The following is an 11,380-nucleotide window of genomic DNA, read 5'->3' on the forward strand; positions in this document are numbered from 1 at the left end:
GTCCGCCCCGAGGTTTTGCTGGAGCGGCAACACCGTTTGCCCCTTCCCGGTGCGCCGTCGCACGCTGACCGCATCCGAGCGGAGAGGCTGACCACCATGGCGCACCACCACCACGCACCCGGGCACGACGGACACGGGCAGGGGCACGAGGGACACGGCGACGGCGGGCACGGACCTGGACACGGGCACGACCACGAGCAGATCGACTGGGCCGAGATGGCGCCGCTGCTGGAGGCGCAGGCGGAACTGTTCACCCCGCTGTACGAGCATGCCCTCGCCTGGCTGGCGAAGGAGGTCACCGAACCGGGGCTGATCGTGGACGCCGGCAGCGGACCCGGCGTGATCTCCGGGCTGTTCGCGGAGACCTTCCCGGGCGCCCGGATCGTGGCCGTCGACGGCTCCGAAGCGCTGCTGGAGCGGGCCCGCGCCCGCGCCGCCCGCCTCGGCGCCGCCGACCGCTTCGACACCCTGACCGGCGACCTGCCCGGCGTGCTGGCCGAGCTGGACTACCCGGCCGACCTGCTGTGGGCCAGCCGCAGCATCCACCACCTCGGCGACCAGGGCGCGGCCCTCGCCGCCTGCGTCGAGCGGCTCGCGCCCGGAGGCACGCTGGCCGTGATGGAGGGCGGACTGCCCGCCCGCTTCCTGCCCCGCGACATCGGCTTCGGCCGCCCCGGCCTCCAGGCCCGCATCGACGCCGTGGAAGAGGACCGGTTCGCCCGCATGCGCGAGGAGCTGCCCGGCTCGGTGGCCCAGGCGGAGAACTGGCCCGCCCTGCTCACCGCGGCCGGCCTGCACCACACCCGCTCGCGCACCTTCCTCCTCGACCTGCCGTCCCCGGTCCCGGACCGCGCCCGTGCCTACGTCGCCGAGTCCCTCACCCGCACCCGCGACATGCTCGGCGCGTACCTGGACCCCGACGACCGCGCCACCCTCGACCGTCTCGTCGACCCCGGCGCCCCGGAGAGCGTCCACCACCGCCCCGACGTCTTCGTCCTGGCGGCCCACACGGTCCATTCGGGCGTACGCCCGGTGTGAGGGCTTGACCTGAAGAGCGCTCCAAGTGATGGACTCCCCGGTACGCGACAAGACCGAGGGGGAGTTCCCATGACCGACGACACGCGGGTCACGCTCATCACCGGAGGGGGGACCGGCATCGGCGCCGCCGTGGCGCGCCGGCTGCTGGAGGCGGGGGAGGCGGTCGCCGTCACCGGGCGGCGGGAGGAGCGGCTGCACGCCTTCGCCAAGGAACTCGGCGAGCCGGAAAGCCTGTTGACGATCCCCGGCGACGCGGCCGTGTACGGCGAGGTGAGCGCCGCGGTGGACGCCGTGCTCGCGCGGTTCGGGCGGCTGGACGCCGTCGTCGCCAACGCCGGGTTCGCCACGCACGACTCCGTCGCCGACGGCGACCCCGCCGGGTGGACCGACATGGTGCTGACCAACGTCCTCGGACCCGCCCTGCTGATCCGGGCCTCCGTCGACGCGCTGAGGCGGACCCGCGGGCGGATCGTGCTGGTGGGCAGCGTCGCCGGGTTCGTGCCCACGCCCGGCAATCTGTACGGGGCCACCAAGTACGCGGTGACCGGGCTCGCCGAGAACACCCGGCGGCAGGTCACCGAGTGGGGCGTCGGGGTGACGCTGATCGCGCCGGGGCGGGTGGAGACCCCGTTCTGGGACGGCGGGGACGGACTGCCTCCGGGGCAGCTGCTCACCGCCGACCAGATCGCCGGGTCGGTGGTGTGGGCGCTCGGCCAGCCGGAAGGGGTGGACGTCAACACCGTGGTCGTCCGGCCGCTGGGGCAGCCCAACTGACGTGCTCACAAACGCCGGTGGCCGGCCACCCGTCACCACGGGGGCCGGCCACCGGCGTGTGCGCCGTCAGGCCATGTTGAACTCCGCCGGGTGCGAACCCAGCCGCCGGTCCTCGTTCAGCGCGCTGATCGCCGCCAGGTCCTCGGCGTCCAGGGTGAATCCGAACACGTCGATGTTCTCCTCGATGCGGGACGGCGTCACCGACTTGGGGATGACGACGTTGCCCAGCTGGAGGTGCCAGCGCAGCACCACCTGGGCCGGGGTGCGGCCGTGCTTCTGCGCGATGGCCACGATCGCGGGGATCTCCAGGATGCCCTTGCCGGACCCGAGCGGGGAGTAGGCCTCGGTGGCGATGCCCTGCTCCGCGTGGTACTCCCGTGCGGCGGCCTGCTGGAGGTGCGGGTGCAGCTCGATCTGGTTGACCGCCGGGACGACCGACGTCTCCCCGATCAGCCGCTCCAGGTGCTCCGGCAGGAAGTTGGACACGCCGATCGCGCGCGCCCGCCCGTCCGACAGCAGCTTCTCGAACGCCTTGTACGTGTCGACGTACCGGTCGCGGGCCGGGGTCGGCCAGTGGATGAGGTACAGGTCGACGTAGTCGAGCCCGAGCTTGGCCAGCGACGCGTCGAAGGCCTTCAGGGTGGCGTCGTACCCGTGGTCGCTGTTCCACACTTTGGTGGTGACGAAGATGTCCTCACGGGGGACGTCCGACCGCGCGATGGCCTTGCCGGTGCCCTCCTCGTTGCCGTAGATCGCCGCCGTGTCGATGCTGCGGTAGCCGGCCTCCAGCGCCGCCGCCACGGCCGTCTCGGCCTCCGCGTCCGGTACCTGCCAGACGCCGAACCCGAGCTGGGGCATCTCGACGCCGTTGTTCAGGGTGATCGGGGGGACCTTGCTCACGAGCTCTTGATCCTTAGGTTGTGGTCAGGTACTACCAGTGTTACCCCCATCGTCGACGATCACGGCCCGCGCCGCATTCCTGACCGCGCAATTCACGCCCGGTACAGCGCCTCCACCTCTTGCGTGTACGCCTTCTCGATGGCCTTGCGCTTCAGCTTCAGCGACGGGGTGAGCAGCCCGTGCTCCTCGGTGAACGGCTGCGCCAGGATGCGGAAGGTGCGGATCGACTCGGCCTGCGAGACCAGGGTGTTGGCCGCGACCACCGCGCGCCGCACCTCCGTCTCCAGATCCGCGTCGCGCACCAGTTCGGCCGGGGAGAGCCGCGGCTTCCCGCGCATCGCCAGCCAGTGCTCGACCGCCTCCTGGTCGAGGGTGACCAGCGCCGCCACGTACGGCCGGTCGTTGCCGACCACGATGCACTGGTTGACCAGCGGATGGTCGCGGACCCGCTCCTCCAGCACGCCCGGCGAGACGCTCTTGCCGCCGGACGTCACCAGGATCTCCTTCTTCCGCCCGGTGATGGTGAGATAGCCGTCCTCGTCCAGGGAGCCCAGGTCGCCGGTGGCCAGCCAGCCGTCGTGCAGCGTTTCGTCGGTGGCCTTCGGGTTGTTGAGATAGCCCTGGAAGACGTTCTCGCCGTGCAGCCAGATCTCGCCGTCGTCCGCGATGTGCACGCTCACCCCGGGGATCGTCTGCCCGACCGTGCCGTAGCGGGTGCGCTCGGGCGGGTTGGCGGTGGCCGCCGCGGTCGACTCCGTCAGCCCGTACCCCTCGAAGATGTGCACGCCGGCGCCCGCGAAGAACAGGCCGAGCCGCCGGTCCATCGCCGAACCGCCCGACATGGCGTGCCGGATCCGGCCGCCCATCGCGGTACGGATCTTGGCGTACACGAGCTTCTCGAACAGCTGGTGCTGCATCCGCAGCGACGCCGACGGGCCGGGCCCCGTGCCCCAGGCCTTCGCCTCGATCGCGTCGGCGTACCGCACGGCCACGTCGACCGCCTTCTCGAACGGCCCCGCGCGCCCCTCCCGCTCGGCCTTGCGCCGCGCCGCGTTGAACACCTTCTCGAAGATGTACGGCACGGCCAGGATGAACGTCGGCCGGAACGCGGCCAGGTCGGGCATCAGCGCGGCGGCGTTGAGCTGCGGCTGGTGGCCGAACTTCACCTTGCCGCGGATCGCCGCGACCTCCACCATCCGCCCGAAGACGTGCGCCAGCGGCAGGAACAGCAGCGTCGACGCCTCGTCGCCCCGCTTGGAGTGGAACACCGGCTCCCAGCGCTCGATGACGGTGTCCGCCTCCCACATGAAGTTGCCGTGGGAGAGGACGCAGCCCTTGGGGCGGCCGGTGGTGCCCGAGGTGTAGATGATCGTCGCCACCGACTCGGGGGTGACCGCGCGGCGGTGCCGGTGCACCACGTCGTCCTCGAGGTGCGCGCCCGCGTCGTACAGCTCCTGCACCGCGCCCGCGTCGAGCTGCCACAGCCGGCGCATCCGCGGCAGCCGGTCGATGACCGTGGCGATGGTCATCGCGTGGTCCTCGTGCTCCACGATCGCCGCCGTCACCTCCGCGTCGTGCAGCATCCACGAGCACTGCTCGGCCGACGACGTCGGATAGACGGGGACGACCTGCGCGCCGACCGACCACAGCGCGAAGTCGAACAGGGTCCACTCGTAGCGGGTGCGGGACATGATCGCGACCCGGTCGCCGAACCGGATCCCGCTCGCCAGCAGGCCCTTCGCCAGGGCGAGCACCTCGTCGCGGAACTCGGCGCTGGTCACGTCGCGCCACTGGCCGTCGTCGTCCTTGCGGCCGAGCGCCACGCGCAGCGGATCCTCCTCGGCGTACTCGAACACCACGTCGGCCAGGCCGCCCACCGCGGGCGCCTGCGACAACGGAGGGTTGGTGAACTCGCGCAATCCCGCTCCCCGCTTCCTGGCGCTCGGACCGGTGCGGCAACACCCTCGTCCCGCACAGCGCGGTGAAAGCTACCCCACGGGGCCCGGGGACGGGAGGGGGTCGAACGGTGCGAAAAGGGCGCGGCACCGCCGTGCGGTGAAGGAGGAACCCACGCAAGTGGGGAAGGTCCGGGCACATTCCTGACGGTCGAGTAAGTTTCGGTGCCGTAATCTCCACGGAATCTGTACGTCCCCATGACCGGCCCATGGGCGGCGCGACGGCCCTCACCCAGCTCAGCGCACGCGCGGCCCGGACCGTCACCCTCGCCCACCGTCAGCCCGCCCGGCCGTCACCCCGGTCCGCCGCGGTGCAGCCGGTCGCCGCCCGCCAGGATCGCCGCCGCGAGCGCGTCCGCCGCGCCCCGCGCCGAGGGGCGGCGCCGGCCGTGCACCACCACGAAGTCCACCGAGCCCGGCTCCGGCAGCCCGGCCTGCTCCGGCATCCGCACCAGCCCCGGCGGGATCAGCCCCCGCGCGTGCACCATCACGCCGAGCCCGGCGCGGGCCGCCGCGAGCAGGCCGTTGAGGCTGCCGCTGGTGCACGCGACGCGCCACGGGCGGCCCTCCCGCTCCAGCGCCCGCAGCGCGAGGGCGCGGGTGATGCCCGGCGGCGGGTACACGATCAGCGGCACCGGGCGGTGCGGGTCGAGCCGCAGACCCGGCGCGCCGATCCACGCCAGCTCGTCGCGCCAGACCAGCTCGCCCCCGGGGTCCTCGGGCCGCCGCTTGGCCAGCACCAGGTCCAGCCGGCCCGCGGCGAGCTGCTCGTGCAGGGTGCCCGACAGCTCGACCGTCAGCTCCAGGTCGACCTCCGGGTGCTCGTGCCGGAACCGCTCCAGGATCTCCGGCAGCCGCGTCAGCACGAAGTCCTCGGACGCCCCGAACCGCAGCCGCCCGCGCAGCCGGGTGCCGGTGAAGAACTGCGCCGCCTGCTCGTGCACGTCCAGGATGCGGCGTGCGAAGCCGAGCATCGCCTCGCCGTCCTCGGTCAGCTCCACGGAGTGGGTGTCGCGCGTGAACAGCTGCCGCCCGGTGGCCTCCTCCAGCCGCCGCACGTGCTGGCTCACCGTCGACTGGCGCAGCCCCAGCCGCCGTGCCGCCTGCGTGAAGCTCAGCGTCTGCGCCACGGACAGGAAGGTCCGCAGATGACCCGGCTCGTACATGCCGGGGAGCCTACCCCGGTCATCACGGAACGCGATCACGGTGAGAGCGGTGTACGGGATTCCCGATCACGGAGACGAGGAGCAGGATGGAGCGGGGACGCCTTGTCCCTGGTGACCCGGGGCACCCGCACCAGGAAACCGCACCGCCGAGCACACCGAACCGAGCACGTGGAGCACCGTGAAACGCCCGCACTGGCCGCGCCGGCTGCCGATCGACCCGTACATCACGCTCCTGCTCGCCACGGTCGGTCTGGCCGCGCTGCTGCCCGCCCGCGGCGCCGGCGCGGACGTCGCGTCCGGCGCCTCCACCGCCGCGATCGCGTTCCTGTTCTTCCTCTACGGCGCCCGGCTGTCCACCCGTGAGGCGCTGGACGGCCTCAAGCACTGGCGGCTCCACGTCACCGTCCTCGTCTGCACCTTCGTCGTATTCCCGGTGCTGGGCCTGGCCGCCGGCGGACTCGTCCCGGTGTTCCTCACCGACCCGCTGTACCAGGGGCTGCTGTTCTGCACCCTGGTCCCCTCCACCATCCAGTCGTCGATCGCGTTCACCTCGATCGCCCGCGGCAACGTGCCCGCCGCGATCTGCGCCGGCTCGTTCTCCTCGCTGGCCGGCATCGTCGTCACCCCGCTGCTCGCGGCGGCGCTGCTCGGCGGCGGCACGGGCGGCTTCTCCGGCGACTCGCTGGTGAAGATCGTGCTCCAGCTGCTGGTTCCGTTCCTCGCCGGGCAGGTCACCCGCCGCTGGACCGGCGGCTTCGTCGCCCGCCACCGAAAGGTGCTGGGTCTGGTGGACCGCGGCTCCATCCTGCTCGTCGTCTACACCGCCTTCAGCGAGGGCATGGTGCAGGGCGTCTGGCACCAGGTGAGCCCCGCCCGGCTCGGGGGACTGCTCGTCGTCGAGGCCGTGCTGCTCGCCGTGATGCTGGCGCTCACCTGGTACGGCGCCAAGGGCCTCGGCTTCGGCCGGGAGGACCGGATCGCCATCCAGTTCGCCGGGTCGAAGAAGTCGCTGGCCGCCGGACTGCCCATGGCGAGCGTGCTGTTCGGGGCGCACGCCTCGCTGGCCGTGCTGCCGCTGATGCTGTTCCACCAGATGCAGCTCATGGTGTGCGCGGTCATCGCCAAGCGCCGCTCCAGGGACCCGCTCCCCGAGGCCGCCCCGGACGACCGGGCCGCACCGTCCCGCACCGAGGTCGGCACGGGGACGCGCCCCGGCTGATCGGACCGGCGTCACGGCGTCACGGGCAGACCGCGCCGGCCTCCGGTGTCGTGCCGTGCAGGAGATACAGGTGGACGGCCCGCGCCCCGCAGCGGTTGTGCGGGAAGGACCCGTGGCCCTCGTCCCGCACCGTCAGCAGCACCCCGACCCCCTCGCCCAGTTCGGCCGCCATCCGCCGGGCGCCCTCGTACGGCGTCGTCGGGTCGCCGGTGTTGGCGACGACCAGCACCGGGGGAGCGCCCGCCGCGCGGACGTCGGCGGCGGCGCTCTCGCCGTCGAACGGCCAGTCGTAGCAGAGGTAGAGGGCATTGGCCCAGGTCTCGCCGAAGACGGGGGAGGCCGCGGCGACCTCCCGCTCCATGACGTCGTACTCCTCGAAGCTCGGGCGCAGATCGGAGTCGGCGCAGCTGATGGCGACGAGCGCGGAGGTGCCGTTGTCGTCCGTGACGCCCGCGCGGGCGCCGGTGCGGCGGGCCCGGCTGTCCGGGGCGTGGTCGTACGCCTCCGCCAGCAGCGCGTCGCCCCTGCCCCGCTCCATCACCTCGCGCAGCGCCTTCACCAGCGGCTCCCAGCCGTCCCGGCCCCGGTCCAGGTGATTGGCGATCCCGTGGGCGGCCAGGCTGTCGTCGAGGTCCTCGCCGCCCCCGGCGGGCGCCGGTTTCTCCTTCAGCCGGTCGAGGAGCGCGGTGACGCGCTGCCGCGCCTGCTCGGGGCCGCTGCCGGTGGGGCAGTCGTCGTGGGTCTTCGCGCAGTGGCGTGCGAAACGGTCGAAGGCGCGCTGCACGGCCCGCGCCCCGGCGATCTCGGATCGGAAGCCGTCCAGCACCGGGTCCACCGGGGCCTCGAGCACCATGCGGCCCACGTTCCGCGGGAACAGGTGCGCGTACACGCCGCCCAGCCGGGTGCCGTAGGAGACGCCGAAGTAGTGCAGCCGCTCGTCGCCGAGCAGGAAGCGCATCAGCTCCATGTCGCGCGCGGTGTACGAGGTGCCGACGTACGGCAGCAGCCGGCCGGAGCGCCCGCCGCAGGCCGACGCCCCCTCGTAGGTGTCCTGCCCGCACAGCACGGGGGCCGTGCCGCCGACGCCCCGCGGGTCGAAGCTCACCAGGTCGTAGGCCTCGCCCAGGACGGCGTAGTCGCCCGCCACGGCGGGGAGCGTCACCACCCCGGACACGCCAGGACCGCCGAAGTTCAGCAGGAGCGAACCGATCCGCCCCTCCTCGGGCCCGGTGGCCCGCTTCCGGATCAGCGCCACGTCGATCGTGCCGCCGCCGGGCCGCGCGTAGTCGAGGGGCGCCTTCATCGTGGCGCACTCGTAGTCCTCGCCCGGCGCCTCGCCGTCGCCCTGCGCCCCGGACGGCGCCGGGCACACCGCCCAGTCGAGCCGCTGACCCGTGAACACCGACGGCACCCCCGCCGGCGGGTTCGTCGCCCCGCGCTCCTGCGCGCGCGGCGCCGGGGACGACGCGCCGCCCGCGTCGCACCGGGACACCCCGGCCGCCGTGAACGCGACCACGACGGCGAGCAGAGCCGCGGCGGCCCGTCTCCCCCGTCCCGCCGTCTCCCACCCCGTACGCATCCGTGACCCCCTGCCCCCGGCGGCACCGCTCCGGCGCGCCGCCCCACTCCCACAGGTCCGAACCTACGGGATCGCTCCGACATCGCGGCGACGGAAGCCGACGGAAGCCGACGGGACCGGGCGGACAGGCCCGTACGAACCGAGGCGGGGCCCCGCGGCGCAGGGGGCGCTCCCCGCCGCCGGAGCCCCGCCGCCGTGCAGCGAGGGGGTGCGGTCAGGCCCGGACGGCCGCGGCCCGCAGGGCGATCCGCTCCTCACCCGCGTACACGTTCATGGAACTGCCCCGCAGGAAGCCCACCAGGGTCATGCCGGTCTCCGCCGCCAGGTCCACGGCCAGCGAGGACGGGGCCGAGACCGCCGCCAGCACCGGGATGCCGGCCATGACCGCCTTCTGCGCCAGCTCGAACGAGGCCCGCCCGGACACCATGAGGACCGTGCGCGACAGCGGCAGGCGCCCGTTCTGCAGGGCGCGGCCGACCAGCTTGTCGACCGCGTTGTGCCGGCCCACGTCCTCCCGCACGTCGAGGAGTTCGCCGTGCTCGTCGAACAGGGCCGCCGCGTGCAGTCCGCCGGTGCGGTCGAAGACCCGCTGGGCCGCCCGCAGCCGGTCCGGCAGCCCGGCCAGCAGCTCCGGCGTCACCCGCAGCGGCGGGGTGTCGGCGATCGGATGACGGGTCGTGGTGCGCACCGCGTCCAGGCTGGCCTTGCCGCACAGCCCGCAGGACGAGGTGGTGTAGACGTTCCGCTCCAGCGTGATGTCGGGGACGGTCACCCCGGGGGCGGTCGTGACGTCCACCACGTTGTACGTGTTCGACCCGTCGGCCGTCGCCCCGGCGCAGTACACGATGTTGCGCAGGTCCGAGGCCTCGGCCAGCACGCCCTCGCTGACCAGGAAGCCGGCCGCCAGCGCGAAGTCGTCGCCCGGGGTGCGCATGGTGATCGCCAGGGGTTTGCCGTTGAGCCGGATCTCCAGGGGTTCCTCGGCGACGAGCGTGTCCGGGCGGGTGGAGACCGCCCCGTCCCGGATGCGGATCACCTTGCGTCGTTCCGTGACTCGTCCCATGTCCCTGTCCGTTCCGTTCAGTCCCGGCTCTGCACGTGCTGGTAGCCGAACCGGCCCTTGATGCACAGGTTGCCGTGGGTCACCGGGTTGTCGTGCGGCGACGTGACCTTCACGATCTCATTGTCCTGCACATGGAGCGTCAGGTTGCAGCCCACGCCGCAGTAGGCGCACACGGTCGTCGTGCGCGTCTGCCGCGACTCGTCCCACGTACCCGCCGCACGCATGTCGAACTCCGACTTGAACGACAAGGCTCCCGTCGGGCACACCTCCACGCAGTTGCCGCAGTACACGCACGCCGAGTCGGTCAGCGGCGCGTCGTGCTCCACGGCGATACGGGCGTCGAAGCCGCGCCCGGCGACGGAGATCGCGAAGGTGTTCTGCCACTGGTCGCCGCAGGCGTCCACGCACTTGTAGCAGAGGATGCATTTGCCGTAGTCGCGCACGTAGAGGTCGTTGTCGACGCGGGGCTCCTCGTTCAGCCGGGCCGCGTCCGGGCCGAAGCGGTCCGGCTTCGCCTCGTACTCCTTGAGCCACTCGGCGACCCGGGGCGTCGTCGACAGGTCGACCGAGGAGGCGAGCAGTTCCAGGACGACCTTGCGGCTGTGCCGGGCCCGCTCGGTGCCGGTGCGCACCTCCATGCCCGCCTCCGCCTTGCGCGAGCAGGCCGGGACCAGGGTGCGCGCGCCCTCCAGCTCGACCACGCAGACCCGGCAGGCGTTCTTCGGCGTGAGCGTGTCGCCCTCGCAGAGGGTCGGGATGTCCTTGCCCGCCGCCCGGCAGGCGTCCAGGATCGTCGACCCCTCGGGCGCCCGCACCGGCTCCCCGTCGAGGGTGAACTCCAGCAGACGGCGGGGGATCCCCAGCGGTGTCACGGTCATTCGTACGCCCCCAGACGGTCGATGGCGGATTCCACGGCGTTCCACGCGGTCTGGCCCAGACCGCAGATCGAGGCGTCCCGCATCGCCCGCCCCACCTCGCGCAGCAGGGTGATGTCGGCGGCGGCGTCCGCGCCGGTGCGCTTCGCGATCCGGTGCAGCGCCTCCTCCTGCCGCACGGTGCCGACCCGGCACGGCACGCACTGCCCGCAGGACTCGTCGCGGAAGAACTCGGCGATGCGCAGCAGCAGGCGGGGCAGCGGGACGGTGTCGTCGAAGGCCATGACGACACCCGAGCCGAGGGTGGTGCCGGCCGCGCGGGTGCCCTCGAAGGTGAGCGGGAGGTCCAGCTCGTCGGGCCGGACGAAGCCGCCGGCCGCCCCGCCGAGCAGCACCGCCCTGAGGTTGCGGCGCACGCCGGCCAGCTCCAGCAGCTCGCCGAGCGTGGCGCCGAACGGCAGCTCGTACACGCCGGGGCGGTCCACGCTGCCCGAGACGCAGAACAGTTTCGGGCCGGTGGACTGCCGCGTGCCGATCGCCGCGTACGCCTGCGCGCCCAGGGTGAGCACCGGCAGCACGTTGACCAGCGTCTCCACGTTGTTCGCGACCGTCGGCTTGCCGAACAGGCCCTTCTCCACCGGGAACGGCGGCTTGGAGCGGGGCTCGCCGCGGTAGCCCTCGATGGAGTTGAAGAGCGCCGTCTCCTCGCCGCAGATGTAGGCGCCCGCGCCGCGCCGGATCTCGATGTCGAAGGAGAAGCCCTGGCCGAGGATGTCGTCGCCGAGCAGTCCGCGGGCGCCTACATCTGCGG

General features: G+C 73.0%; 10 protein-coding genes. 3 read left to right on the forward strand and 7 right to left on the reverse strand.

Annotated features, from left to right (window positions below):
• Positions 1-96 precede the first annotated feature (96 nt).
• Both CCN29_RS30315 and CCN29_RS30320 read left to right on the forward strand, forming a co-directional pair.
• A complete protein-coding gene (locus CCN29_RS30315; protein WP_086685724.1) occupies positions 97-1,038 on the forward strand; it encodes a class I SAM-dependent methyltransferase in 942 nt (313 codons plus the stop codon).
• A 69-nt stretch (positions 1,039-1,107) separates the two neighbouring features.
• Positions 1,108-1,812 carry an SDR family oxidoreductase gene (locus CCN29_RS30320; RefSeq protein WP_086685726.1) on the forward strand — a complete coding sequence of 235 codons (705 nt, stop codon included), beginning with the start codon at positions 1,108-1,110 and terminating at the stop codon, positions 1,810-1,812.
• A 66-nt stretch (positions 1,813-1,878) separates the two neighbouring features.
• Here CCN29_RS30320 and CCN29_RS30325 read toward each other — a convergent pair whose 3' ends face one another.
• The 3 genes from CCN29_RS30325 to CCN29_RS30335 form a co-directional block, all read right to left on the reverse strand.
• Positions 1,879-2,670: an aldo/keto reductase gene (locus CCN29_RS30325; protein WP_051791891.1), complete on the reverse strand. Its 792-nt coding sequence runs from the start codon at positions 2,668-2,670 to the stop codon at positions 1,879-1,881.
• A gap of 134 nt (positions 2,671-2,804) precedes the next feature.
• Entirely contained in the window at positions 2,805-4,631 is a 1,827-nt protein-coding gene (locus tag CCN29_RS30330; RefSeq protein WP_031061693.1) for an AMP-dependent synthetase/ligase, read from the reverse strand.
• Positions 4,632-4,960: 329 nt separating this feature from the next.
• Positions 4,961-5,833 carry a LysR family transcriptional regulator gene (locus CCN29_RS30335; protein ID WP_031061696.1) on the reverse strand — a complete coding sequence of 291 codons (873 nt, stop codon included), beginning with the start codon at positions 5,831-5,833 and terminating at the stop codon, positions 4,961-4,963.
• A 178-nt stretch (positions 5,834-6,011) separates the two neighbouring features.
• Here CCN29_RS30335 and CCN29_RS30340 point away from each other — a divergent pair, with 178 nt between their 5' ends.
• Positions 6,012-7,052, forward strand: coding sequence for a bile acid:sodium symporter family protein (locus CCN29_RS30340; protein WP_086685727.1), 1,041 nt, complete (start codon positions 6,012-6,014; stop codon positions 7,050-7,052).
• A 19-nt stretch (positions 7,053-7,071) separates the two neighbouring features.
• Here CCN29_RS30340 and CCN29_RS30345 read toward each other — a convergent pair whose 3' ends face one another.
• From CCN29_RS30345 to CCN29_RS30360, 4 genes are all read right to left on the reverse strand, one after another.
• Complete coding sequence (locus CCN29_RS30345; RefSeq protein ID WP_086685729.1) at positions 7,072-8,631, reverse strand: alpha/beta hydrolase; 1,560 nt, start codon at positions 8,629-8,631, stop codon at positions 7,072-7,074.
• A gap of 214 nt (positions 8,632-8,845) precedes the next feature.
• A complete protein-coding gene (gene fdhD / locus CCN29_RS30350; protein WP_031061700.1) occupies positions 8,846-9,694 on the reverse strand; it encodes a formate dehydrogenase accessory sulfurtransferase FdhD in 849 nt (282 codons plus the stop codon).
• A gap of 17 nt (positions 9,695-9,711) precedes the next feature.
• Positions 9,712-10,572 carry a 2Fe-2S iron-sulfur cluster-binding protein gene (locus tag CCN29_RS30355; protein ID WP_086685731.1) on the reverse strand — a complete coding sequence of 287 codons (861 nt, stop codon included), beginning with the start codon at positions 10,570-10,572 and terminating at the stop codon, positions 9,712-9,714.
• Positions 10,569-11,380 (reverse strand): NADH-ubiquinone oxidoreductase-F iron-sulfur binding region domain-containing protein (locus tag CCN29_RS30360; RefSeq protein ID WP_442538570.1); only part of this gene is annotated, 812 nt, incomplete at its 5' end. The genes CCN29_RS30355 and CCN29_RS30360, both read right to left, overlap by 4 nt.

The organism is Streptomyces pseudogriseolus, from assembly GCA_002154585.1.
GTDB lineage: Bacteria > Actinomycetota > Actinomycetes > Streptomycetales > Streptomycetaceae > Streptomyces > Streptomyces pseudogriseolus.

What these genes read in the sequence shown, in the direction of transcription:
- CCN29_RS30355 (WP_086685731.1), bottom strand. Translation starts at nt 10,572, where the DNA reads ATGACCGTGACACCGCTGGGGATCCCCCGCCGTCTGCTGGAGTTCACC.
- CCN29_RS30335 (WP_031061696.1), bottom strand. Translation starts at nt 5,833, where the DNA reads ATGTACGAGCCGGGTCATCTGCGGACCTTCCTGTCCGTGGCGCAGACG.
- CCN29_RS30345 (WP_086685729.1), bottom strand. Translation starts at nt 8,631, where the DNA reads ATGCGTACGGGGTGGGAGACGGCGGGACGGGGGAGACGGGCCGCCGCG.
- fdhD (WP_031061700.1), bottom strand. Translation starts at nt 9,694, where the DNA reads ATGGGACGAGTCACGGAACGACGCAAGGTGATCCGCATCCGGGACGGG.
- CCN29_RS30320 (WP_086685726.1), top strand. Translation starts at nt 1,108, where the DNA reads ATGACCGACGACACGCGGGTCACGCTCATCACCGGAGGGGGGACCGGC.
- CCN29_RS30315 (WP_086685724.1), top strand. Translation starts at nt 97, where the DNA reads ATGGCGCACCACCACCACGCACCCGGGCACGACGGACACGGGCAGGGG.
- CCN29_RS30325 (WP_051791891.1), bottom strand. Translation starts at nt 2,670, where the DNA reads ATGCCCCAGCTCGGGTTCGGCGTCTGGCAGGTACCGGACGCGGAGGCC.